We start from the raw sequence: 24,582 nt of genomic DNA, 5'->3' as shown, positions 1-24,582 counted from the left end.
GGGCGGCTAGGCTCAGCGATGCCCGAAACCCCGCCCAAGCCGCCGCCCTACCGCCTCGAAGCGATACAGGTGGCCGCGTGGGCGACGTGGTCCGGGGCGTTGCTGGTCACCGGGTTGACGGCATACTTCGTATTCACGCTGCTCAAGGGGCTCGACCCGAGCCTGCCCGAGTTCTCGGCCTACGACGGCGAGCACTGGCGGCTGCTGGGCGGGTACGTGGCCGAGCGGCTGTTCATCGGGGCCGACGTGGTGGGCTTCCTGGCCATCTGCCTGGGCGGCGGGGCGTTCGCGTTGGCGTGCTGGAAGGGCCACCCGCACCCGCGGTCCTGGATCGCCGCCCTCCGCGCCCTGCTCATCATGGCGATGATGGGCATCATGACGTTCCGCTTCGCGTCGCTCGATCCTGCGATGCAGACTGACTTGGCCGCCTACCGCCAGGCCGCCGCGCTCGGAGACACCGCGAACGCGCTGGCCATGCAGGCCGAGTACGACAAGCACCACAAGACCGCCAGCAACGTGATGGTCGCCAGCTTGCTGGTGTCGCTGGGTGCCCTCGGTTTCACGCTGGCGACAACGAGGCGCGTGATGACCGGCGGCGCGGTCGACACCACCAGACCCGCGAGTACCCCTTCGCTTCAAGAGCCCGATCTTGCCCGGGGCCCCCGGCGTTGACAGTGCGGACACCCGACAATCCCAGGGGCCTGCGCGATCTTCCATTCCGCGTTCCCGAAGCAACCAAAGCCGAGAAGGCCCGGGCCCGGCGGATCGCCAAGGCGCTGGCCGAGCGGTACCCCGATGCTGTCTGCGCATTGGATTACACCACGCCGCACGAGTTACTCGTCGCGACCATCCTCTCGGCCCAGTCCACCGATGTGGGCGTGAATAAGGCGACACCAGCGCTGTTCAAGGCCTTCCCAGCTCCCCAGGACTACGCCGACGCCACGCCCGCGAAGATCGAGAAGCACATCAAGTCCATCGGCCTGTACCGCAACAAGGCCAAGGCCATCCACTCGGCCATGACCAGCTTGGTCAACGACTTCGGCGGCGAGGTACCCCAGACCATGGACAAGTTGCTCACCCTGCGCGGCGTCGCTCGAAAGACCGCCAGCGTGGTACTGGGCAACGCCTTTGGCATCAACCAGGGCTTCGTCGTCGACACCCACATCGAACGGCTGAGCAAACGCTTCGGGCTGGCACCACACGACGCCTCGGTGGCCATGGTCGAGCGGCACCTGATCTCGCTCTTCCCTCGCGACCAATGGGCCGACCTGAGCCACCGCATCATCTTCCACGGCCGGCAGGTGTGCAAGGCCCGCGGCTGGCTGTGCGAGCAGGACAGCATCTGTCAACGCTTCTGTGAGAACGCGCGAGGCAAGAAGTAATCATCGATGTGAGGCAGGAAAAACGAGCCCGCCGCGATTCGAACGCGGAACCTCTGGCTTCGGAGGCCAGCGCTCTATCCAATTGAGCTACGGGCTCGGATGGCCGACGCGGTGTCGGCCTGCGGGCTCATGGTAAGGACACCCGTGGTGGCAAGCAAGGCCCGCACACCCGCCGACACGAACCAGCCGGCGATGTTGCCCGCCCCACTGTGGGCCGTGCTGTCGTTTACCTTTGCCGGCAGCGTCGGCACGGCCATCGCCACGGCGGGTGTCCCGTTCCTGGCCCAGAGCGCCTACGGCTACGGCGAGACCCAGGTGCTCCTACTGGCCCTGCTCTACGGGTCGGTCTACATCCCCGGTGCTCTGGGCGCTGGCCCCGCCCTGCGACGCCTGGCCGCCCGGTACGCCTGGCTCACCAGCGGCCGCCTGCTGGCGGGCATCAGCATCGTGCTGGGGCTGCTCGCAGCGCTGCCCCTGGCCACCCGGCCCGCTGCCGAGAGCGGAGCCATGGGCGCGTGGGCCATCTGGCTGATGATGGCCGCCCAGGGGCTGCTCAGCGGGGCGACGTGGCCGATCGTCGAGAGCTATTTAAGCGGCGGGCGGCGAGGCGAGCGTCTGCGGAACGCGGCGGGCTTATTCAACATCACCTGGGGCGGCTGCGTCGTCGTATCGATCGCGGCGCTCGGGCCATTCGTGAAGCACCACCCCCTCGAAGCCCTGGCCGCCATGCTGCCAATCTACGGCCTGTGCGCGTTGCTGACGATCTGGATGGGCTCCGAGCCCGCGCGCAGCCTGCCTGACGCCCACCCCACCAGACCCGCCCACTACAAGAAGCTGCTGTCGGTCTTCCGCGTGCAGTTGCCCATGAGCTTCCTGCTGGTCGCGATCCTCGAACCGGTATCACCGTTCCTGATCGCCAGCGTGGCCATCGAGGATCCCTGGCGCGCGCCCGCCGCTGCGGTGTGGCTGGCCACGCGCGTGGCGACGTTCGTGCTGCTGGCACGGTGGCACGGCTGGCACGGGCGGTGGTCCATGCCCGTCGTCGCCGCGACGCTGCTGCTCGTTGGGTTCGCGGGCATCACCATTGGGCCGAACGCCGGCACCGCGCTCACCGCGCGCGTGATGGTGCTGGCCGGCCTCGCAGTCGTCGGCCTCGGTGTGGGCATGATTTATACCGGAGCGTTCTATTACGCGATGGAAGTCGGCGACGCTGAGATCGACGCCGGTGGGAAGCACGAGGCGTTCATCGGGCTGGGCTATCTCGGCGGCCCCCTGGTGGGGCTCATCGCGTATAGCTCGGCCCAACCACACGGCCCGCTGTCCATCAGCCCGAGCCTGCTCTTGCTCGTGCTCGCCGGCGGCGTGATCGTCGTGCTCGGCCTCGGCTCGGTCGCGCGGGCGCTGGCCTCGGGCCGGCGAGATCGTAACCAGGAATACCCTTACAATTGATAGCGTATCCCCTAGGCAATGAACGACACGGCCGATAGTTGCGAATAACACGGGAAGGCTGACGGTACAACCATGCCGAACGATCCTTGTTGTTGGCCACTCCGCAGGCCAGAAGGGTCGTTTGAGCCGATGCGTTGGCAATAGGCCCGGATTCGGGGCATGGTCTTTGGATGGACCCGAGCCCAGAACGCCAGGAGGCACCATGCGACAGACCGGAACGAGCACTCGCGTCTTGGGTACTACAGCGGCTCTGCTAGCCGCCCTGGGCACGACATTGGCACCTGCCGCCCTGGGCTTCCAAAATTCCAGCCAGACTACCGAAGCCAAGCCAATCCAAGCGACCACGGTCCAAGACTCGAAGGCTTGGGCGGGCGACCTGTGGGCCGCCGTAGCACGTGGTGATCGGACCGAGTTCGTCAAACTCCTGAACCACGCCCCAGACCGCCTGCGCGATCCGATGCTGGCCGACGCCGCCCTGGCTCTGGGTGAGTCGCTCGACGAGCACTCCGTGGCGCGATACGAGAAGGTGGCCGAGCATGCCGGGAAGGTGGCTGAGTCGCTGGCCACCCTGGCCGACGCGCCCGAGCCGGCCGAGCGTGAGACCGCACTGCTCGAAGGCATGAGCGCCGCGATCGCGCTGCACATGCTTTCGGACGATAAAGAAGCGGTCCTGTTCGATGCCGACGTGAAGAAGCTGGTCGCCGCCGCCAACGCCGAGGCCCGCATCGCCGAAGCCGACGGCCGCTGGTACGCCGCCGCCGAAATGTTCGAGCGGCTGCACGCGTTGTACGAGGACGAGGGCACTTACCTGCCCGATCGCAAGCGGCAGCTCAAGCGCCTTTCCCTGATCGCGCTCTACGCCCCCGAGCGCAACCACGAGCTGCGTAGCCAACGCCTGGTCGAGAGCGGCGAAGAAGCCCTGCCGCCCTTCAACCCGGCCGGCGAGTCGGTCGACGAGCGGCTCGAAGACATCGAGCCGCTCATGCTGCTCTACGCCATGGTCAACGCCGATCGGCACCATGTTTCGGGCTCGAAGATGAAGGATCTGCTGGTCTCGGGCCTGAACGGCTTGCGCCTGATGGCCGAGACCGACGACCTGTACGACGCCTACCCGCAGCTGGCCGACAAGCAAACACGCTCTCGCTTCATCGAGTCGCTCGCCTCGAAGGCCGCCGACGTTGAACGCGCTCCGATCGCCACCGACCGCACCCTGCAAGAGGTCGTCCGAGACGTCCAATCCTGGAATCGCCAGACCGTCCGGCTGCCCGACGCCTTGGTGTTGCGTGTCTTCGGTGACGGCGCCATGCGGGCCCTGGATGACTATACCGAGGTTATCTGGCCCTACGACGTGCGGCAGTTCGAGCGCAGCACGCGGGGCAACTTCAGCGGCATCGGCGTCTCGATCCAGATGAACCCCAAGCGGCAGATCCAAGTCGTGACGCCGCTGGACGGCACCCCGGCCCAACGCGCGGGCGTGCGAGCCGAGGACATCATCACCAAGGTCAACGGCGAGGCGATCATGGGCATCTCGCTCAACCAGGCGGTCGACAAGATCACCGGGCCCAAGGGCACGCCCGTGGACGTCACCGTGACGCGCGGTGAGGACGAGGAAAAGGAGGAGGTCACCTTCACCATCGTCCGCGACACCGTCGAGCTCAAGACCGTCAAGGGCTGGGAGCGCATCGACGCCACCGACGACCACTGGGACTGGATGATCGATCCGATCTATGGCATCGGCTACGTCCGGCTCACGGGCTTCACCGAGAACACCACCGAGGACTTCGACAAGGCCCTGGCCGAGATGAAGAAGGAGGGCGTCCAAGGACTCATCCTGGACCTGCGGTTCAACCGTGGCGGCCTGCTCGATCAGGCGGTCGAGATCACCAGCCGCTTCGTTGATTACACCAAGAGCCGCGGCTCGTTCGGCAGGGTTGTCGTGTCGACGCGCAACGAGCGTACCGACGGCACGGGCATGTCGCCCGAACGCCTGCAACGCCGCAACTCGCCGTTGCCCGACATCCCCGTCGTAGTGCTCATCAACGAAGGCAGCGCCTCGGCCAGCGAGATCGTGGCTGGCGCGATCCAGGACTATTCCAAGGCCTCGGCCGCGAAGGCCGTCGTGCTGGGCAAGACCAGCTTCGGCAAGGGCAGCGTGCAGAACGTGCTGCCCATTGACCCCGAGCGACGCTCGTCGCCCCGGGCCCTGATGAAGCTGACCACCCAGTACTACGTGCTGCCCGGCGGGCGGATGATCCACCGCGTGCCCGGCAAGATCGAGCACGGCGTGGTGCCCGACATGTCGGTCTCGATGCTGCCCGAGCAGGTGGCCGAGAGCCTCATGCTCCGCCAGGAGGCCGACGTGCTGGTGCTCGACGAGGACGGCAACCCCCCGGCCCTCGAGGATCGTCCAGACCCATCGCGTCTGATCTCAGAAGGCATGGACCTGCAGTTGAACGCGGCCCTGGTGCTGCTCCAGTCCCAGACCCGTCCCTCGTCCGACGCTGCGGCCATGCTTCCCGAGGACAAGGAACGGCGGACCCCCTGATCGGATCAACAAAACGGGCGACTTGGCGTGACCGTCGCATAGACTTCACGCATCGGCCACGCGTGCGCGCGGCCCTGACCATTGCCTGACAGCCACGCGGAGCGTTCTCAACCATGGCCCAAGCCACCACGACCTCGGGGAGCGCCAGCGCTTCTTCGGCAAGCAACCGGGCGGCTGACGCCCTGAGCAATGACACGCTGCTGGGCTGGCTTCGCTCGATGCAGCTCATTCGTGAGTTCGAGACGCGCACGCAGCAGGCCTACCAACAGGCCAAGATCGGCGGCTTCTGCCACATCTATTCGGGCCAGGAGGCCTGCGCGGTCGGCACCATCGGCTGCACCAACGCCGACGACCCGGTTATCACCGCCTACCGCGACCACGGCCACGCATTGGCCCGGAACATGACGCCCCGCTCGTGCATGGCCGAGATGTACGGAAAAGCCCCAGGCTGCGCTAAGGGCAAGGGCGGCTCGATGCACATGTTCGATAAGCCCAACCACCTCTACGGGGGGCACGGCATCGTCGGGGCCCAGACTCCGCTGGGCGCGGGCTTGGCCTTTGCCACGCGCTACGAGTGGGAAGTTCTCGGAACGGGGTCGAAGAAGGTTTGTCTCTGCTATCTGGGCGATGGCGCGATCGATCAGGGTGCCTTTCACGAGGCTCTGAACCTGTCATCCCTCTTCGGCCTCCCGGTCATCTACATCATCGAGAACAATGGGTACTCGATGGGCACCTCCATCGATCGCCACACCGCCAACCACGAGAACCTGATCTCGCGCGGCAAGAGCTATGGCATCCACTCGGTGCAGATCGACGGGCTCGACATCCGCGACGTGTACGATCAGTTCAAGCCTGTGGTTGATCTTTGCCGCGAGGAGCAGAAGCCCGCGTTCGTCGACCTGCTGACCTATCGGTACCAGGGCCACTCCATGAGCGACCCGCAGAAGTACCGGACCAAGGAAGAGGTCGAACAGTACAAGGGCAAGGACTCCATCGCCGCCCTGCTCGACCATCTGATGAACGATCGTGGCGCGATCGACGAGGACGGCTGGAAGGCCATGCGCAGCGAGATCCGCGACGAAGTGAAGGACGCGGTCGAGTTTGCCGAGTCGGCCGAGGTTCCCGACGTGGACGCGGAGTTGTATTCGGACGTGTTCGTGTATCCACAGCCGAATCTCAGCCCCACGCGTGAATACGTGCATGGCGCGAAGAATCCGGTGCTCTGACTAAAATACCCGAACAGCACGCTTGCATCTGTGCTCTACCTAGCGTAATTCTTCCCAATTTTACAGGGAAACTCCTGGGTTGACGATGATGCTCTCTTCATCGTGATTGGGTTACTGTTGCCCTTCGCGTCAAGCAGCCCGCCGACAGCAACGGGCAATGACGCATGGTCCCGGTACGGAAGCCGGGACTTGTACACGCCCCGGGCTACGGAGCATCGAGCCGGGGCTGGTCAGAACCCATACCAAACAGGCAGGCACCAGCACATCGGTTCGTAGAGGTTCGTCGCATTGCACGGTTTGGAGAAGGTCGATAAGGCCACTAAGCCGGGTAAGAAGCCGAGACTCGTGGGCGATCGGAATCGATGATGATGGTGCGTTCCGGGTGTGGGGCGCTGGAGGACACGATGCCTGATCGCCGCCGCTCTGCTATGGCCCTTTTGATGGCCGCTTCAATCTTCGCACTTCCGACCAGCCTCCTGGCTGCCCAGGACGAGAAGGAACCAAAGCCCGAGAATCGCAATACGAGTCTGCGCGAAGCCCACGAACGGCGGGTGAACGCGGCACCAGACAGTCGTCCCCAATACTTCCTTCCCGGTCAGATCCGGTATGCGTTCACCTCCGGGTTTCGTCCGGTGAGTAACGCCGCCAATGCGAGGCGGTACACCGAGGAAGAACTCCGCGAGATCCGGGCCGCCCAGATCCGACTTATTCGGGACATGGGGGCCGGCCCTGGCTCCACGCCTGGCGGGACCGCCGTCCTCAGCCACCCGACGCTCGGTCGTATTACGATCCGCAGTGGCGGCCCGATCGTTCCAAACCCAGGCGGTGGAACCGTTGTCAAGCCAACCCCCGGTCTTCTGGCAGGCCCCAGCCCCACGGGGGGGACGCTCTCGAAAGATCCCAAGGGCGGCTCGGGCGGAGGCGGCGAGCCGGGTGACTTCCCCGTGCTCCGCGGCGGCTCGGGCTTTGGCAGTGCCACGCCCCAGCCCCCGGCCGTGGGCGACCCCAGCCTTCCCGGCTACGACGCCCAGGCCATCGCCCGCTGGGACGTGGTGCCCTACCAGGACTTCGACGGGGTCTTCCACATCGGTGTCGTGGCATTCCACATGAATGGCATCGATCGTGTTGAGTTCAGCGCCAACGGCGGTCCGTGGACGCCCGTGCACGAGATGAAGCTTAACCCTCGCACCAACGTGTGGGAGTTCACCGCCACGCTCGACGCCGCGGCGTTCGAGGACGGGCTCGTCGAGGTTCGGGCCCGTGTCTTCCCCAAATACGCGGGTGAGACCCGGGTTCTTGGCGGCGAGATCGATGGCTACAACGGCGGCTCGGTCCACTTCCGCAACGGTGTCCATTCGATGTTCCTCAACGCGAACTCGGGCGACAGCCTGCCCAAGCACGAGGTGTACGCCGACGCCGAGAACGGCAGCGATAGCGAGGGCGATGGCTCGCGCGACAACCCCTTCCGCAGCGCCACTCGCGCCCTGGCCCAAGTCACCGCCGATCACGGCAGCTCCGATGGTGCGGTGTGCTACTTGATGCCGGGCGAGTATGTGTGGGAGGGTGCTTCCCACCCCCACAACGTGGCAACGAGTGAGCGTTGGGCCACGGTCACGGCCGCGCCGGGCGTCGACCGTGATCAGGTCGTCTTCATCGACAACGAGCCGGCCGGCATGCGGACGCGTCTTCTTCGCGGTGACAACATCACTCTCAGCGGCGGCGGCGGCCCACGCACCTTCCGCACGATGGACACGTACTTCTGGCTGAGCAACTCGGCCATCGCGGGCAGCAGTCGATTCGAGGGTGGTGGCATCGCCTCGGGCAGCAGCGATTGGGCGGGCATCTATGGCACCGACCTTGTTGCTACCGACATCAGCTCGCCTTTCCGCTCTTCGACTTTCGTTCGCAATGTTCAGGCTACCGGCTTCTCCGACACGCCCTTCGGCTCGGACACGATGGTGCTCAACGCCGATATCCGTGACTTCACACGCCACCCAGACGGCACCCACGCCGACATCTTCCACTGGTTCTGGCGCGACGATTTGGACCGCGAGAACCGCATGATCTACGGCCTTCGCGTGCACCAGTTCCCGCTCCTTGGCTTCCTGATGAACCCCATCCGCGGCGGCGAGCAGGAACTCGAGGACATCGCGATCGTCAACGTCCACATCTCCAAGGACGAAGCCAGCGTCGCTTCGAGCATGTGGAACCTCGATGTCAACCACCTGGTCCTCTCGGGCCTCCAGCTTCCCGATCAGACCTTCCGCTTCGACGCCCACCGCCAGGACACGGATGGCAAGCTCACCCTCAAGAACATCTCGGTCACCAACAGCATCTTCTGGAAGCTCTCGGGCGACGACATGCCCGAAAACGGCAGGTTCCGCAACCTCCACATCATCGATGGCGACTCCTTTGGGGCCAAGATCCCTGCCGGTGTCAATATCACCGTCGGACACATCCATGGTGGCGACTCTCGCGAGCAGGTGTTCGTGAGCCCCGGCCGGATGAACTACCAGCCGCGTCCTTCCAGCATCGTCTGGGCCCGGTTCCCCGCGTCCGATCTGCTCGCCCCCGCCGACGTGATGGGGCGCCCCGCGCAGGAAGACATGGTGCCGCTTGGGGCATACTTTGGAAGTGCCGGCCCACGCGATTGATCCCCCTATGATCGAAACCCCACAGACCGAGACCCCACGGCGGACCCAGCGTTCGCCGTGGCTTCTTTTGCCAACCAGCGAGTTCCACGGCAACACGATGGCAACCGGCGTTCACTCGCAAACATCTGGCGATTGGACGGTCGTTTCTGCGATCGACCGGGTTCCTCCTGGGCTCAGACTCTCACCCGAGGGCTGGACCTACACCACCGGTTCGTTCACCCATGCCGCGGCGTGGTACGCCACAGACACGGATGGCACCCTCCGGGCGCTTGGTAGCGACCCGGCCACCATTGCTGAAGCCACCGGAGCCGAGCTCGATCGCTCAGCCCTGGTCGACGACCTGCTCCTCGGCTTCCGGCCCGATGGGCGTTCGCCGTATACCGGCATCCTGCCCTGCGGGGCGTCAAACCCAATGGTCTACGCACCAACCGGCGTCACGCCGGCCCCGATCGAGGCCGGCGGGATCGACTTGGATTCACTCGGGCATCGGATCGCCGAGGCGATGAACGATGGAGCGTGCATCGAGCTGACCGGCGGTGTTGACAGCCGGTTGTTGCTGGCCCTTGGGCTGAGGGCGGGCGGCAAGCCTACCAAGTCGTTCACGATCGGCTTGGAGTCAGATCCAGACGTGCGTGTGGCGCGTGAGATCGCAGAATTGCTTGGCATGGAGCACCGCGCCATCCGGGTCGAGCAAGATGAACACCGATTGGTCGAGGACACCACGGCCTTTGTTGCCGAGAGCGGTTACGTGTGCAACGCCGCGGCCTATGGCTGGCTGCCAACGATCTTCCGCACGCTCGGGCCCTGGCGCGATGCCCAGCTCTCGGGCGTTGGCGGCGAGATCGGCGAGGGATTCTACTACACAGGATTCGATCCGGTGTTCCAGGTGCTCAACTCTCCGAGGCTCTGGCTGCGCGCGCGTGCGGTCGTCGATGGTGGCCGGTGGTCGGCCTTGTTCGAGGGTGGATTCGGCGATCGGCTGGCCAAAGTCGCGCGCGATCGCCCCGAGCTCAACGAATCCAAGCCCTGGCGGCTGCGAACCGACGATTTTTACACCCACGCCCGAATCCACGGCTGGGCCATCCCGGTCATCCGCGCCTCCGCCGCGTGGTACCAGCCCATCACCCCATTCCTTTCGAACGAGTATCTGGCGTGGTCACGATCGCTCTCGGCCGAGCAACGCCACAACCGGGCCGCCCAGCACGAGCTCATCGGCCGCACGAGCCCCGAGCTGGCCGGCATCGCCTACGCCAAGCAACTCGAAGCCCCCGCCGGCGGCAAGCTCGCCCGCAAGCTGGGCAAGGCCAAGCGGCTGGCGTCTCGGGTGCTGCCCCGCCCCACCGCCCAGCCAGAGCAGTGGGCCTCGACCGCCCGTTCGCTCATGCGTTCGCTCGATGGTGCCGATAGTGTGGTCGATCGCCTGCGTACGCTCGGGGGTGTCAGGGTTGATCGCGTGGCGGAGGTGCTCCGATCTGACCCCTCCACGGCCGCGCACGCCATCGGGGCGCTGCTGACCATGGCCCACGCGATCGAGCGGCACTCGGGAACTCATCCCAACGGATTGTGGCAGGACTAGGGACCACCCCATGAGCGCACAGCAAGCCATGCCCGTGCCTCAGGAGTACCCCAAGCGAACCCTCCGCACGCGGCTCTTTGGCCGGATCTACAGCACCGCCATGTCGTTGCGATGGCGTTCTCGGCTCCACAGCTTGGGTGCCAGCACGTATTTGCATCACACCAGCGACTTCGTCCGCCCCTCGCGCATCGCCATCGGGCCCAAGGTCATGCTGTTCCGCGGCGCACGCATCGAGGCCGTCGGTGCCGGGCCGGCGCCCCAGGTCGTGCTGGGCGAGAAGGTCTCGATCCAGCGCGACGTCCACATCGGCGCGTGCCAGAGCGTCGAGATCCTTGAGGGTACGGTCTTCGGCTCGGGCGTGTACGTGACCGACCACGACCACGATTATCGCGATCCGAAGCGCGGGTACTTCGGCACGGGCGAGTTGCTGGCCGCCCCGGTACGCATCGGGCCAAAGGCCTGGATCGGTGAGCGCGCCATCATCCTCAAGGGCGTGACGATCGGCGAGGGAGCCATCGTCGGCGCCGGCGCGCTGGTCAATCGTGACGTACCGGCGTACTGCATCGCCGTGGGCGTGCCGGCCAAGGTCATCCGGCGGTTTGATTTCGAGCGGGGCGAGTGGGTGGCGGCGTGAGCGGCGTGCGCGTGGCGATCGTGGCGTATTACTTCCCGCCCATCGGCGGCGCGGGCACGCAGCGGGCGGCCAAACTCTGCCGGTACCTGCACGAGTTCGGGTGGACCCCCACCGTCGTGTGCGGTGCGCCATCGCGCGACAGTACCAAGCATCGCCTCTCGGCCCGTCACCTCGACAAACGGATGGTGTCGCGCGACCTGCCTGCGGACCTGGCCGTGCACCGCATCGAGGTTTCCGATGTTGGTGCTTGGGTGGACGAGACGGTCCGGCACCTGGAATCCCTCATCAAGGATGAAGCGATCGACGCGATCCTGGTCACGATGTCGCCCTTCTGGCTCGCCCCGCTTGTCGAGCGATTCGGATCAAGGCTGCCGGTTGTCGCCGACCTGCGTGATCCCTGGGCCCTCGACGGCGTGCCGAAGTACCGGCATTGGTTCCAGTGGAAGCAGGACCTCCGCGCTATGGGCCGAACACTCGGCGCCGCCCGGCACGTCGTGATGAACACGCCCGAGGCACGGGCGGCAACGCTGCGAGCGTTCGACTATCTCGATGCCAGCCGCGTCCACGCGATCCCGAACGGATTTGATCGGGCCGACTTCGAGCAAGCCGAGCCCGCTCCCCGGCCCGAGGGAGCCCGTTTCACGCTCGTCCACACCGGCACCTTCCTCACGTACCAGGCCATGCCCCCGGCCGGGCTCAAGGCAAGGCTGAAGCAACACGTCAACTACAGGCCCGAGCCCATCCGTCCGATAGGACGCTCGGTTGGCCCGCTGCTCGAGGCGATCGATCTGGTGCGTCGCGAGAAGCCGGCCCTGATGGAGGGCTTCCGCTTCGTACACGTGGGCAACCTCGACGACGCAACCAAGGCTTGGATCGACGCCAGCCCATCGCGGGACCTGGTCGACTCGATCGGCTATCTCTCCCACAACGAATCGGTGGGTCAGCTCTTGAGTGCCGACGCGCTGTTCCTGCACCTGCACGGGCTACCGCCCGGGCATCGAGCCCGGATCGTGCCGGGCAAGACCTACGAGTATCTTGCCAGCGGGCGGCCCATCCTTGGTGCTCTGCCCGAGGGCGATGCGCGAGACCTGCTGGCGGAGCGCGATCGCTGTCTGCTGGCCGATCCGTGCGATCCGGCGAGCATCGCCCGGGCCCTGGAGACACTCATCGAGCGGGGCTCCGAACTGGCACAGCCGGTATTGGCCGATCCCGACCTGGAGCCATACGACCGCCGCCAGATCGCGCAACGCATGGCGGGCGTGCTCGACGCGTGCGTCGGGCGAACGAACAAATCCGAAGCGGTCGAAGTAGGCCAACCGTGAGCACGCTGCTCGCCCAGATCGCCGGTCAGAGCCTCGACTACACCGGCCAGACCTCGGTCCACCCGGTAGGCCTCGCCGTGCTTGGCGTGCTGGGGATCCTGGTGTTCGTGCTGCCGCGTCGCTGGTCGTTGGCGCCGCTGCTGGTGCTGGCGTGCTTCGTGCCCGCTGGCCAGCGCATCGCGGTGATGGGCCTGGACTTTACGTTCCTGCGCATCCTCGTGATCGCATACTGGGTCCGCATCCTCGCGTTCAAGGATTATCAGGGCCTCCGGCTGATCGCGCTCGACTACACGGTCGTCGCGTGGATCCTGATGGTCTCTCTGGTCTACATCCTGCAATGGGGCGACAAGAGCGCGATCACCAACCGCGCGGGACACATCTACGAATCGCTTGGCATCTACGTCACCTTCCGGTGCCTGCTGCGCTCGTGGGCCGATGTCGAACGCACGATCCTGACGCTTGCCATGATCTCCATCGCGGCGGCCGTCTTCTTCATGATCGAGAAGCAGACCGGCCGTAACATGTTCTCGGTGATGGGCGGCGTCAAGAGCATGACCCAGGTGCGCGAGGGGCGCCTGCGCGCCCAGGGCGCATTCAGCCACCCCATCATGGCGGGGTGCTTCTTTGCGATCGTCCTGGTCCTCTCGTCTGGGCTCTTCATGGCCAGGCGCAAGCTGTCGCTCACGATGGCCGGGTGCATCGCCGCGGGCACGATCGTGATCATGACCGCGTCGAGCACGCCGCTGCTGGCGGTGCTCTCTGGCGGCATCGCCATGGCCTTCGCGTGGTCGCGCGAGTTGCTGCGGCCGTTCCGCTACGCCATCGTGTTCTTGCTCATCCTGCTGCACTTCGTGATGGAGGGCCCGGTCTGGGCGCTCATCGCCCGGGTGAGCGCCGTGGGCGGCTCGACCGCCTGGCATCGCAAGCACCTGATCGACAAGACCATCGAGCGCTTCGGCGAGTGGGCCCTCCTGGGCACCAAGACCACCGAGCACTGGGGCATCGGCCTGTCGGACGTCACCAACCAGTACGTGCTCGAGGGCGTGCGTGGCGGCATCTGGGGCATGGCGCTCTTCGTTGCCGTCATCGTGCTGGGCTTCCGCGCCGTGGGCCGGGCCCTGAAGAGCGAGCCCAACCGCCAGGGCCTGTTCTGGCTCAAGTGGGCCGTTGGCGCGTCGTTGTTCACGCACTGCATGAGCTTCATCGGCGTGTCCTACTTCGGGCAGACCAGGGTGTCGTGGTTTCTCACCATCGCGCTAGCCGCCACCATCTCACAGTTGCCCGCCCTCAAGCCCCGACCTGCCAAACGCCCCGGGAGGCCCCCCACCAATGACCAGCGACTCGCGCGTGGCCGTCCTCGTCGTCAGCTTCAACACCAGGGAGATGACCCTCGATTGCTTGCGCACGATCCGCGAGGGGGCCAGCAACACAAGCCATGAGGTGATCGTCGTCGATAACGCATCGAGCGACGGATCGGCCGAAGCCATCGCGCAGGAGTTCCCAGAATTCCGCTTGATCGACTCGAAGGACAACCTCGGGTTTGCGCGCGCGAACAACCTGGCCGCCACCCATGCGACCGCCGAGCGGCTGCTGTTGCTCAATCCCGACACCCTGGTCGACCCCGGTGCGATCGATGAGCTCGTTGCCTTTGCCGACCGCAACCCGAAGGCCGGCATCTGGGGCGGGCGCACACGCTTCGGCGATGGCTCGCCCAACCCCACGAGCTGCTGGCGCAAGCCCACGCCCTGGAGTGTCTTTTGTTCGGCCACAACGCTGGCCGGCGTGTTCAAGAACTCACGCCTGTTCAACCCCGAGTCTGTCGGTGTGCTGCCCGACGGGGTCGAGTGTCCCGTCGACGTGGTGACCGGCTGCTGGCTGATGGTCGATCGAGGGCTTTGGGAGAAGCTCGACGGGTTCGACCCGGCGTTCTTCATGTACGGCGAGGACGCCGACCTGTGCCTGCGGGCACGCGCCCTGGGTGCCCGCCCCATGGTGACGGCCCGCGCCGACATCGTCCATTACGGCGGGCAATCCGATCGAGTACGGCCCGATAAGATTGTTCGGCTCTACATGGCCCGCCGCCAGCTCTACGCACGCCACTGGGGCAAAGCGTGGCAATGGTGGGCGGATGTTGGGCCGATGATGAACGTGCTGCGGCGGCGTGCCGTAGCACGGCTCCGCGGCCTGCTGGGCAAGGGCAAGCCGGGCAAGGAGCCGGGCACGTTCGACCAGGTCTGGGCCCGTCGGAAGGAATGGACCGGCCGAGGGGCGGCTGGAAGCACTGGAGACGCCGGATCGTGAACGAACAAGCGGGCAATTCGGAGGCCCAGGGCCCCATCTTCATCTGCGGGCCCTCTCGGTCGGGCACGGCCATGGTGCGCGCGGCCCTGAACCTGCACCCGCTGGTGCACCTGAGTGGCGAGACCCACTACTTCGACGACCTCCGCGTGGCCCTGGGCACCGGCGGCGACGGCCCGCTCTCGCACGCCCAGGTCGCCCAGTGCGAGGAGTATCTGCTCGCCCTCGGGCACCGGCCGTACAGCCACGGCGGGGACCCTGATAAGGGCCGCATCTCTCGGCAGGACTTCCGCGACCTCGTTACAAAACTAGCCGGCGACAAGCCCCCAACCGCCGACCTGTGCCTGCGGGCCTACTGCGAGCTCGAAGCGCGGCACCACGGCAAGACCGTCTGGGGCGAGAAGACCCCGCGGCACATCTTCCGCGTCGACGACATCCTGACCGCTTTCCCCGATGCTCGGGTGATCTGCATGATCCGCGACGTGCGCGCCGTCGTGGCGTCGTACCGTGATTGGAAGAACCAGGGCGGCTTCGACTTCGACAAGGATCCGGGCCATAAGGAGACGCTCGAGGCCGACCACCAGCGGGCCAATCGTTCGTACCACCCGATCATCATCGCCTCGCTCTGGAACGGTGCGATGAAGTCGGCGCTGTCGGCTGAGGATCGCTTCGGCAAGGGCCGCGTCCGCTTGCAACGCTTCGAGGACGTCGTAGGCGACCCTGACACAATGATGCGTGAGCTGCTCGATTGGCTGCATCTGCCCTTTGACGAGGCCGTGCTCGAGATGCCGATGTCCAACAGCAGCTACGAGAAGTTTACCGAGGGTCGCGGCGTCTCGAAGCAGCCGGTCGACCGCTGGAAGAGCAAGCTCACCGGCGGCGAGGTCGCGGTCATCCAGGGCGTGAGCGGCAGGCTGATCGACCGCTTGGGCTACGAACGGATGAAGGGCGCGTCGGCCATAAGCGCCATTAAGCACTACGCCTCCTTTCCGGTGGCCGTGGTGCGTGCGTTCCAGGCCAACCGCGCCCGCATGGGCAACCCGATGAAGTTCCTCTGGCGTCGGCTGCGGCCGATGCTGGGCGGTTGAGCGAGGCCCGGAGGCGATCGTGAGCGCACGCCCGGATATCTCGGTCATCCTGGCCACCTACAACGGTGCTGACCAGCTCGAGTGCTGCACACGATCGCTCATGGCGACCGGCGATACCAACGTTGAGGTCCTGATCGCCGACGACGGCTCGAGCAACCAGAGAACGTTTGAGATCATTGAAGGCTTCAAGAAGGCTGCTCCATTCCCAGTGTTGCATGCCTGGCAAGAGGACATCGGCTTCCGCCTGGCTCGTTCTCGCAACAATGCTGTGAAGCACGCGAGCGGCGAGTTCCTGCTGTTTCTTGATCACGACTTATTACTGCCGCGCACTTTCTTCAAGACTTTGCGTGGGACCATCAGGACCGGCTGGTTTGTCGGCGGCCGGCGCGTCAAGCTCGACACGGAACGATCGAAGCGGCTGCTCGAAGGTTCGATGGAGCCCCGATCGTTATTTTCCTGGAAGTTCGCGCTCCAGGCACGACGAGAGCGGCTTGGAGGATGGCGATACTTGTTCCCCTTGCGAGACCGCACCCCAGGCACAACGCCCCAGCCCTTCCGAGGCATGTCCGGCTTCTGCATTGGTGCGTGGCGGAAGGACTTCGACGCGATCGACGGCTTCGACGACCGCTACCGCGGCTACGGCGTCGAGGATTGGGACTTCATGGCCCGCCTGAACAACGCGGGCGTGCACGCGGGCTACCTGCCGCGCGCCGCGACGGTGATGCACCTGTGGCACAAGGAAACGCCCCATGACTTGGAAGGCCCGGGCTACCAGATGCTCGCCGAGATCGAGAACAAGGGCGTGACCAGGGCCCAGATCGGCTACAGCTCGTTGAACGAAGAACCCGCCACGCCAGCCCCACAAGAGGCCACGCCATGAGTACCACCACGATGCCCGAGGCCGCCCCGCCCAAGACGCTCGCCGACCTCCGCAAGACGCTGGAATCCGCATACTCCAGGCTGCCGCTCGATGGCCGCCCCGTGGCACTGGTCGACCTGCCGAGCTATCTCAACATCGGCGACAGCCTCATCACGCTGGGCGAGTTCGAGTTGCTCAAGGCCACGCACCCGAACATGAAGGGTGTGTATTTCGGCAGCGACCCGTCGAGTGACGTGCTCGCGCAGCTCAACAACGCCGGCGGCGTGCTGCTCATCCACGGCGGCGGCAACTTCGGATCGATCTGGCCACGCCACCAGGAATTCCGTGAACACGCCGCCCGCACGATGTCCAACACGACCATTGTCCAGTTGCCCCAGTCGGTCCACTTCGACTCGCCCGACCGTTTGCAGCTATCCCTCGACGTGCTGGCCGACCACCCCGACTTCCACATCATGGTGCGAGACCAGGCCAGTTACGACCAGCTCGCGCCATTCCCACTCGCATCGCTCCAGCTCATGCCCGATTCGGCGTTCGCGCTGCAACTCGACACCCCGCCGCCCGCAACGACCGACGTGCTCGTCCTTCGTCGGCAGGATTCCGAGTCCCAGCACGCCGGTGCGATCGACGAGGTGATGCGAAACCTCTCCGACTTCTCATCGCTCTCGGGAGACTGGGCCAGCGACGCCGACCTGCCCGTGCCCTGGCCCAAGGCTCACCAGACCATGACGCGGATGTGGAGTCGTCTGGCGCGGCGATCCAAGAGCCCGGGCCTGCAACGACTGGGATGGCACAAGCTCAGCCGGGCTCGCATGGAACTCGGCCGGCGCATCATTTCCCATGGTCGCGTCGTTCTGACGGACCGCTTGCACGTGCATGTCCAGTGCGTGCTGCTGGGCAAGCCCCACGTGTTCTTCGACAACAGCTATGGCAAGATTCGCGGGCTGGCCGAAGCGTGCGGCACGCTGGGGCCCAATGCCGTGGCTGCGGCCGACGCCGCTGACGCGACCGAGCACCTAAGGCGGCTGCTGGGCGAGGCGGGGGCGACGCCCTGAGCCAGCGCTTTGACAAGGTTTCATCGGTTGGCCATCTCCAGAAAGGCCTGCGAACCAGCGCCGTGCGCGGGGGCGCGTTCACGCTTGGTGCCCAGTTCTCGTCGCTCGGGTTGCACATCCTCTCGACGGCCATCCTCAGCCGCCTGCTGATCGACGACGATTTCGGGCTCGTGGCTCTGGTCGCCTCGTTCATTGGCGTCATCCTGATCGTCAAGGACGCGGGCTTCGCCCAGGCCGTCGTGCAGCGCGAGGAGATCACCCACGAGCAGGTCAGCACGCTGTTCTGGCTGAATATCGGCATGTCGCTGGCGGCCGCCGCCGGCTGCGCCGCGCTCGCGCCACTCATGGTGCTGCTGTTCGATCGGCCCGAGCTATTCAACATCACGCTGGCCATGGCCGTTGCGGCGTTCTTAGGCAGCTTCGGGGGCATCCACCGCGCACTGATGCAGCGGCAGATGCGCTTGGGCTCGCTCTCGATGGCCCAGGTGACCTCGCAAGCCGGCTCGATCGGCATCGCCATCGCCATGGCCTCAACGGGCTTCGGCTATTGGTCGCTCGTGGGCATGCAGGTCTCGCGCGTGGCCATCGATTCGATCTGGGTTCTGGTTGCGTGCCACTGGATCCCGGGCCTCCCCCGTCGCGGCACTGGTGCGGGTAGCATGGCCCGCTTCGGTGCGTACATGATCGGCCACAGCCTGATCTCGTACGGCGGTCGCAACCTCGACAACATGCTCGTGGGTGGCTGGCTCGGCACGGCCATGCTGGGGCAATACACACGCGCGTACGGCCTGCTGCTCTTCCCCGTGCAGCAGGTCACCGCGCCCATAGGCCGGGTGGCGATTCCCACGCTCAGCCGGCTCGTCTCGTCCGATCCGCAGCGGTACCGCCGCATCTACACGCGCCTGATCTCGCTGATGGCGATGGTCGCCATGCCGGGCGTGGCCACGCTCATGGCCTCGGCCGATCCGCTCATCCTGACCCTGCTTGGCCCCGGCTGGGGTATGGTGCCCGACACGTTCCGCTGGCTCGGGCTGGCCGCCATCGCGCAACCGCTCACGGGCACGCTGAGCTGGCTCATGATCGCCGAGGGGCGGGCCAAGGAGCAGTTCAAGTACTCGTGCATCTACTTCGCGTTGCTGCTGGCGTGCTTCCTGATCGCCACGCCGTTCGGCATCGTGATCCTGGCGATGGCGTATGGATTGAGTGGCCTGCTCATGCGCAGCCCGCTGGCGGTGTACCTCGTGCTGCGCCGCAGCCCGGTGGCGATCAAGGACTTTTATCACGCCATCGCGCCCGGCGCGACGGCCGCCGCGCTCGCGTATGCCGCCGGCGCACTGGCCGTGTGGGCCGCAGCGGGCGCGCCGACACTGCTCGTGCTGGCCTGCGGCCTTGGCGCGAGCGGCATCGCCGCGGGGTCGTGCTACATGTTGGTGCCCGCCTGGCGCACGCGCCTGCTCGGCGCGCGTGCCTGGCTGCGTGAGCTCAAGCCCAAGCCCACACCCGCTTAGGCGTTCGCCCCCACCGGCAGCTCGCTCGTCAGCGGGTTCACGAACAGCCCCGTCGCCAGCTTGGGATAGAAGAACGTCGACTTCTGGGGCATCAGCTCGCCCGCGGCGCCGATGTCCTTGACGGCGCCCAGCGGCGTCGGCCGCACGATGACGGCCACCTGCGCGAAGCCCGCGCCGCCGCCGGCGCCGGTCTCCTGGCCGCTGGCGATCTCCATGACTTCCTCGACCGTGTGGGGGAAGGCCCACTTGACCGCCTCACCGCCGTTGAACTTGGGCTCGCACACCTTCTCGACGATCAGGTGCTGGACGAGCGCGACGTCGAGCTTGCGCCAGGCCTCGGGCTTGCTGGCGAACTTGTCGGCCAGCGGGTCGCCGTCCTTCAGCGTGGCGACCACGCACTCGTTGGTCGCCAAGTCGATCAGGCCCAGTACGTTCTTGCCCGGGGCGAATCGCTTGTCCATGTGCGCCTCGATCTGGCTGGGGTCGTTGCCCACGCGGTCGAGGGTGAAGTACTGATCGAGCTCGTTGGCGAGCTTGCCGAAGTCGTAGTCCTTCATGCCGCCCAGCACGCGGTGGGTGGCGCCGATGGCCAGGCCCGGGTCGCTCATGCCCACCAGCACGATCATGGTGCGGCGGGCGGGGTGGTCCTGGCCGATGTCCTTGCCGGCCTCTTCGAGCTTGGCCAGGTAGTTGATGGCGGTGGTGTAGCGGTGGTGCCCGTCGGCGATGAACACGTCCTCGCCCGCGAGCGCCTTCTCATACGCCGCGATGGTCTCCGCGTCGTCGATAGTCCAGACCTCGTGGGTCACGCCATCGCCCATGTCGGCGGTCATATCGGCGGGGCGACCGTCCATCACGCTCTTGGTGAGCGCCGTGGCCGCGCCGTCGTCGTCGGCGTGCAGGCCAAAGATCGGGCTGAACTGGGTCGCGCTGGCCTCCATCAGGGCGAAGCGGTCCTGCTTCGGGCCGCTAAAAGTCTGCTCATGCGGCAGCACGCCGCCGCCCTCGCGAGGGCCGAAGGGGCGCGTCTCGACGGCGCAGGCCATGCCTGCTCGCTCGTAGTGCTGGCCCATGAAGTCGAACGTCTGGCGGTAGGCGAAGATGGCCGGCTTGTCGGTCGCCGCCAGCGTGCCGTCCTCGAGCCAGCCCTTGTACAGGTCGGCCGCCTTGGTGTACGCCTCGGGCGGGCCCAGTTCCTTGGCCGGGGTGTGCGGCAGGTCGACGGCCACGATGTTGGCCGGGCCCTTGGCCAACAGCTTCTCTTTCCCGCGCGCGTCGAGCACGTCGTAGGGCGGGGCGATGCAGGCGCTCACGTCGCCCTTGCCATTCTTGAACTGGACGGCCCTGAAGGGAAAAACGGCGGGCATAGCGAAGCCTCCTGATCACGAGTCGCGCGTTGGAACACTCGGGGCGGCCCCACCAAGGCGGCCCCGCCGCGGCAACGATATGCCCCACGCCGGCCGAAATCGTTGTGGCCGGAGGCCATACACTCGCCCATGACGCGAGCCCCCACGAGAGCATTGGTCATCCGGGCGGCGGGCATCAATTGCGATGAGGAGATGGCCCTCGGCTTCCGCCTGGCCGGGGCCGATGTCGACCTCCTGCACGTCCGGACCCTGGCCAACAACCCCAGCACGCTCGACCGCTACGGGCTCATCGGCTTCCCCGGCGGCTTCAGCTACGGCGACGACGTGGCCTCGGGCCGCGTGCTGGCCCTGCTGGTCCGCGAGAAGCTCTACCCCGCCCTGCGCGAGGCGGCCGCTCGGGGCGTGGCGATGATCGGCATCTGCAACGGTTTTCAGGTGCTGACGCAGGCCGGGCTGCTGCCGGGGCCGCCGGCCAAGGCCGGTTCCTCTAGCCCCCACGCCATCGATTGGCCCGAAGATCCCAGCGCTCCCGAGCTCGCGCTGTGCGACAACCAGTTCGGCCGCTACGCCGACCGCTGGGTGCGGCTCGGCGTCAACGCCGATAGCCCCTGCGTCTGGACGCGCGATCTCGCGCACGATCCGACGGGGTCGTTTATGCTGCCCGTCGGCCACGGCGAGGGCCGCTTCGTGGCACCTCAGGCCACCGTCGACGCCCTCATCACCAGCGGCCGCGCCCCGCTGACCTACCTCGACAATTTCAACGGCTCGGCCGGCGCCATCGCCGGCGTGTGCGACGCGACGGGCCGCATCTTCGGGCTCATGCCCCACCCCGACCGCTTCCTCGATTGGACGCGGCACCCGCACTACACGCGGCTCGATCGCGCCATCCTCCAGGGCGAGCCGGCGCCGGGCCTGCGCATGTTCATCAACGCGGTGGAGGCGGCGGCGGTGGCGGTGTAAGCAAATACACCCCGAACACCCCCTTGGGAACCGTGCAAGAAGATTGCGAGCTTCGCTGGTCGAATGCCGGATCGGCGGTAAGGTCCTAGAAGCAAGCGGCGTAGATCGCCAGCGTGTTGCGAGGGAGGCCGATGCTCATGCTCGTGCAATCAACTGCGGCCCTGGTGTTGGCCACGGCTGTCGCTGCGGCCCAGGCCCAACTCGACCCGAGCGGGCTACGCATTACCGTGGACAACGAGACCCTCCTGCCCGGCGAGTCGACCACCATCCGCTTGGAAGCCTACTTCGATTCGGCCCGTGACTACTGCGTCGGTGGCATCGGAACATGGCTGGATTCATCTACCGGGGGTGCGGGGCTGTCCGATGTGCGGCTCATTGGCCCGTTGCTGGGCCCGGGCACCACTGCGGGCAGCCCAGGCGAACATGGGGTTCGGGGCATCCTGGCAGGCCAGATCAACGGGTTGGGCGATATCTACGGCGACCCGAGCAACCCCATCGCGTTCTGGGAAGCCACGTACACCGCCCCGGTGGACGTGGCCGCGCCGTTCGATGTCATGCTCGAGACACGCACGTCGCTCTTCTACGTCTATCCCTATATGTACTCTCCAAGCACCGAGAGCCGGCTCGACGGGTTCCAGGACGACACGGCCATGATTCGCGTGATCCCGGCACCCGCCGGCGCGGCACTGCTCCTAGGCATCGCGATGGCTTGCCGTTGCAGGAGGATTGAACATGCGTAAGCCGGTCGTGTTCTTCACCGCGCTGCTCGCCGTCGCCGCCACGCACGCCGATGCGCAAACGCCCGTGGGCGGGACCATCGACAGCGACGCCACCTGGGCGCTGGCCGACAGCCCCTTTAGCGTGACCGAGACCGTGCGCATCACCAACAACGCCACGCTCACGATCGTGCCGGGCGTCGAGGTCGAGTTCGAGCCAGGGACGTTCCTGTCGGTCGATCGCGGCACGCTGGTGGCGCGGGGGACGGCCGACGATCGCATCGAGTTCCTTCGAGGCCGGGGGCTGATGCTGCCCACCGGCGCGTCAGACGCGGTGCTCGACCCCGACACGGGTGAGTACGTCTCGGGCACGGTGCTCGAGCATGTGCGCCTCCAGTACATCGACGCGGGCTTCGGCGCGGCACTGGAGGTCACCCTCAGCGAGCCGCTGCTGCGCCACGTGCGCGTGCAGGACGTCACGGGCATGGGCGTGGAGATCAACGCGGCCGAGAGCGTCGACCTCAGGCTCGAGGACATGACCGTCTTTACGACGACCGAGACCGGCCTGACGGTCAACGGCGGGCGCTCGGCTACGCTCGAGCGCGTCCGGGTGGGCAACGTCGCCATCGCCGACCGCCAGGGCGCCGGCATGCGGCTGGAGATCAACGAGCGCCGCGACCCCACGCCCGCCGAGCCGGACATCGTGCTGATCGACTGCGAGGTCTTCGACGTGTCGGCCCGCTGGGGCCTGTTCACCGAGGGCGGCTGGATCGAGACCAGGAACCTGGTGGTCGAGGATTGCGACGGCGAGGGGCTGCTCGCCAGCACGCGGCGATTCGATTTTTCTGGGTGCCGCTACGACGGCAACGCGACGCACATCTCTATCAGGTCGGGCTCGGGCACGCTGCGGTCCGGCGTGTTCCGGCGCGGCGGACGCGTGCTCGTGGCCGGGGCCGAGGTCACCGGCTGCCGCTTCGAGGAGAACACCACCGGCCCCGCCCTCTCGGGCGCCACGGTCGTGCGAGACAACCTGTTCCTGAACAACCGCTCCGCCGGCGACGGGGGAGCGCTCGCGCTGGGTGGGTTCGTCGACCTCTACGACAACCGCTTCGAGGGCAACAGCGCCGTGCGTGGCGGGGCGATCTACGCTAACGGTAGCATCCTGTCGGCCGGCAACACCTTTGTGCGCAACACCGCCCAGTACGGCGGCGCAGCGTGGCTGGGCGCGGGCGTGCGCCGCTCGATCCTGGGCGAGCCCGGCCGGCCGGACGTCTACCTCGACAACACGGCATCCGAGGCCGGCGGCGCCTTGTACGTCGTCGCCGACGAGGTCGACTTCGCCGCCAACGAGTTCGAGGGCAATCAGGCGGTCTTCGGCGGGGCCATCGCGGTCGATCCGCTCGGCTCGGCGCTGGACCTGAACGCCCCCGAGGGCGGCGTGGGCAACCGCCTGGCGGGCAACTCGGCGCTCTTCGGCAGCGACATCTACCTCGCTCGGCCCGACCCGGCCACCACCCCCGCCGACACCGACGCACGCTGCGTCGACTGGGGCACGACCGACCCGGCCGCGATCGCGGCCCGCATCTACGACGTGGCCGACGAGCCGGGCTTGCCCGAGGTGCTTTACCTGCCCGTTGGGCCGTGCGTCGCGTGCCCGGCCGATTTCGACGGCGATGGTGCCCTGACCATCTTCGACTATCTCGTGTTCGCCAACCTGTTCGACGCCGGCGACCCGCGTGCCGACATTGACGGCGACGGCGAGTTGACCCTGTTCGACTTCCTCGCGTTCCAGACGGCCTTCGACGCCGGCTGTTAGTTCGTTTTGTCGCCTCGGCGGCGGGCCCATGCGCGGGCTGCGCCCGGCGCGGGTCTTCTTGGTCGCTTGTTGCCCAGCCTTCGGGCCTGGGAGAGAACCTTGTCGCCCC

At 66.6% G+C, this 24,582-nt stretch carries 18 protein-coding genes, 1 tRNA gene and 1 pseudogene; 18 read left to right on the top strand and 2 right to left on the bottom strand.

Annotated features, from left to right (window positions below; genetic code table 11):
* Window positions 1-18 precede the first annotated feature (18 nt).
* Both NCW75_04365 and nth read left to right on the top strand, forming a co-directional pair.
* The gene (locus NCW75_04365) at window positions 19-672 is read left to right on the top strand and encodes a hypothetical protein (protein UYV13520.1); all 654 of its coding nucleotides are present in this window, start codon (window positions 19-21) and stop codon (window positions 670-672) included.
* Between the two features lie 2 nt (window positions 673-674).
* Entirely contained in the window at window positions 675-1,382 is a 708-nt protein-coding gene (gene nth / locus NCW75_04360) for an endonuclease III (GenBank protein UYV14224.1), read from the top strand.
* A 23-nt stretch (window positions 1,383-1,405) separates the two neighbouring features.
* Here nth and NCW75_04355 read toward each other — a convergent pair.
* A tRNA-Arg gene (locus NCW75_04355) sits at window positions 1,406-1,479 on the bottom strand.
* A 50-nt stretch (window positions 1,480-1,529) separates the two neighbouring features.
* Between NCW75_04355 and NCW75_04350 the strand changes: the two genes are divergently transcribed.
* From NCW75_04350 to NCW75_04290, 13 genes and pseudogenes are all read left to right on the top strand, one after another.
* Window positions 1,530-2,831 (top strand): hypothetical protein, encoded by a 1,302-nt coding sequence (locus NCW75_04350; protein UYV13519.1) that lies wholly within the window; start codon window positions 1,530-1,532, stop codon window positions 2,829-2,831.
* Window positions 2,832-3,033: 202 nt separating this feature from the next.
* A complete protein-coding gene (locus NCW75_04345; protein UYV13518.1) occupies window positions 3,034-5,376 on the top strand; it encodes a S41 family peptidase in 2,343 nt (780 codons plus the stop codon).
* A gap of 113 nt (window positions 5,377-5,489) precedes the next feature.
* Window positions 5,490-6,602 carry a pyruvate dehydrogenase (acetyl-transferring) E1 component subunit alpha gene (gene pdhA / locus NCW75_04340; protein UYV13517.1) on the top strand — a complete coding sequence of 371 codons (1,113 nt, stop codon included), beginning with the start codon at window positions 5,490-5,492 and terminating at the stop codon, window positions 6,600-6,602.
* A 404-nt stretch (window positions 6,603-7,006) separates the two neighbouring features.
* Entirely contained in the window at window positions 7,007-9,256 is a 2,250-nt protein-coding gene (locus tag NCW75_04335) for a hypothetical protein (protein UYV13516.1), read from the top strand.
* A 7-nt stretch (window positions 9,257-9,263) separates the two neighbouring features.
* Entirely contained in the window at window positions 9,264-10,832 is a 1,569-nt protein-coding gene (locus NCW75_04330) for an asparagine synthase-related protein (protein ID UYV13515.1), read from the top strand.
* Between the two features lie 436 nt (window positions 10,833-11,268).
* Window positions 11,269-11,466 (top strand): annotated as a pseudogene (locus NCW75_04325) (hypothetical protein).
* Entirely contained in the window at window positions 11,463-12,788 is a 1,326-nt protein-coding gene (locus NCW75_04320) for a glycosyltransferase (protein UYV13514.1), read from the top strand. Before NCW75_04325 ends, NCW75_04320 begins: the two are co-directional and overlap by 4 nt.
* A complete protein-coding gene (locus tag NCW75_04315; protein UYV13513.1) occupies window positions 12,785-14,227 on the top strand; it encodes a hypothetical protein in 1,443 nt (480 codons plus the stop codon). The genes NCW75_04320 and NCW75_04315 overlap by 4 nt, the downstream gene beginning before the upstream one ends.
* Entirely contained in the window at window positions 14,118-15,089 is a 972-nt protein-coding gene (locus NCW75_04310) for a glycosyltransferase family 2 protein (protein ID UYV13512.1), read from the top strand. Before NCW75_04315 ends, NCW75_04310 begins: the two co-directional genes overlap by 110 nt.
* Window positions 15,086-16,174, top strand: a complete 1,089-nt coding sequence (locus NCW75_04305) for a sulfotransferase (protein UYV13511.1) — start codon at window positions 15,086-15,088, stop codon at window positions 16,172-16,174. Before NCW75_04310 ends, NCW75_04305 begins: the two co-directional genes overlap by 4 nt.
* A gap of 19 nt (window positions 16,175-16,193) precedes the next feature.
* Window positions 16,194-17,054: a glycosyltransferase gene (locus NCW75_04300; GenBank protein ID UYV13510.1), complete on the top strand. Its 861-nt coding sequence runs from the start codon at window positions 16,194-16,196 to the stop codon at window positions 17,052-17,054.
* A complete protein-coding gene (locus tag NCW75_04295; protein ID UYV13509.1) occupies window positions 17,051-18,106 on the top strand; it encodes a polysaccharide pyruvyl transferase family protein in 1,056 nt (351 codons plus the stop codon). Before NCW75_04300 ends, NCW75_04295 begins: the two co-directional genes overlap by 4 nt.
* A 62-nt stretch (window positions 18,107-18,168) precedes the next feature.
* Window positions 18,169-19,614, top strand: a complete 1,446-nt coding sequence (locus tag NCW75_04290; GenBank protein UYV13508.1) for a lipopolysaccharide biosynthesis protein — start codon at window positions 18,169-18,171, stop codon at window positions 19,612-19,614.
* Here NCW75_04290 and NCW75_04285 read toward each other — a convergent pair.
* The gene (locus tag NCW75_04285) at window positions 19,611-20,981 is read right to left on the bottom strand and encodes a DUF1015 domain-containing protein (protein ID UYV13507.1); all 1,371 of its coding nucleotides are present in this window, start codon (window positions 20,979-20,981) and stop codon (window positions 19,611-19,613) included. The two genes, NCW75_04290 and NCW75_04285, sit on opposite strands and share 4 nt — an antisense overlap.
* Before the next feature lie 129 nt (window positions 20,982-21,110).
* Here NCW75_04285 and NCW75_04280 point away from each other — a divergent pair, with 129 nt between their 5' ends.
* The 3 genes from NCW75_04280 (at window position 21,111) to NCW75_04270 (ending at window position 24,473) form a co-directional block, all read left to right on the top strand.
* Window positions 21,111-21,941, top strand: a complete 831-nt coding sequence (locus tag NCW75_04280; protein UYV13506.1) for a phosphoribosylformylglycinamidine synthase subunit PurQ — start codon at window positions 21,111-21,113, stop codon at window positions 21,939-21,941.
* A gap of 137 nt (window positions 21,942-22,078) precedes the next feature.
* Window positions 22,079-22,681, top strand: coding sequence for a hypothetical protein (locus tag NCW75_04275; protein ID UYV13505.1), 603 nt, complete (start codon window positions 22,079-22,081; stop codon window positions 22,679-22,681).
* Window positions 22,674-24,473 carry a hypothetical protein gene (locus NCW75_04270; protein UYV13504.1) on the top strand — a complete coding sequence of 600 codons (1,800 nt, stop codon included), beginning with the start codon at window positions 22,674-22,676 and terminating at the stop codon, window positions 24,471-24,473. Before NCW75_04275 ends, NCW75_04270 begins: the two co-directional genes overlap by 8 nt.
* The last annotated feature ends 109 nt before the right edge of the window (window positions 24,474-24,582 follow it).

The organism is Phycisphaera sp. (assembly GCA_025916675.1).
GTDB lineage: Bacteria > Planctomycetota > Phycisphaerae > Phycisphaerales > UBA1924 > JAHCJI01.
The sequence above is the reverse complement of the archived record's forward strand: the minus strand, read 5'-3'. Positions and strand labels throughout refer to the sequence as shown.

Coding starts and splice junctions, on each gene's coding strand:
- NCW75_04345 (UYV13518.1), top strand. CDS start 3,034: ATGCGACAGACCGGAACGAGCACTCGCGTCTTGGGTACTACAGCGGCT.
- NCW75_04330 (UYV13515.1), top strand. CDS start 9,264: ATGATCGAAACCCCACAGACCGAGACCCCACGGCGGACCCAGCGTTCG.
- NCW75_04270 (UYV13504.1), top strand. CDS start 22,674: ATGCGTAAGCCGGTCGTGTTCTTCACCGCGCTGCTCGCCGTCGCCGCC.
- NCW75_04280 (UYV13506.1), top strand. CDS start 21,111: ATGACGCGAGCCCCCACGAGAGCATTGGTCATCCGGGCGGCGGGCATC.
- NCW75_04295 (UYV13509.1), top strand. CDS start 17,051: ATGAGTACCACCACGATGCCCGAGGCCGCCCCGCCCAAGACGCTCGCC.
- NCW75_04310 (UYV13512.1), top strand. CDS start 14,118: ATGACCAGCGACTCGCGCGTGGCCGTCCTCGTCGTCAGCTTCAACACC.
- NCW75_04365 (UYV13520.1), top strand. CDS start 19: ATGCCCGAAACCCCGCCCAAGCCGCCGCCCTACCGCCTCGAAGCGATA.
- NCW75_04285 (UYV13507.1), bottom strand. CDS start 20,981: ATGCCCGCCGTTTTTCCCTTCAGGGCCGTCCAGTTCAAGAATGGCAAG.
- NCW75_04335 (UYV13516.1), top strand. CDS start 7,007: ATGCCTGATCGCCGCCGCTCTGCTATGGCCCTTTTGATGGCCGCTTCA.
- NCW75_04275 (UYV13505.1), top strand. CDS start 22,079: ATGCTCGTGCAATCAACTGCGGCCCTGGTGTTGGCCACGGCTGTCGCT.
- pdhA (UYV13517.1), top strand. CDS start 5,490: ATGGCCCAAGCCACCACGACCTCGGGGAGCGCCAGCGCTTCTTCGGCA.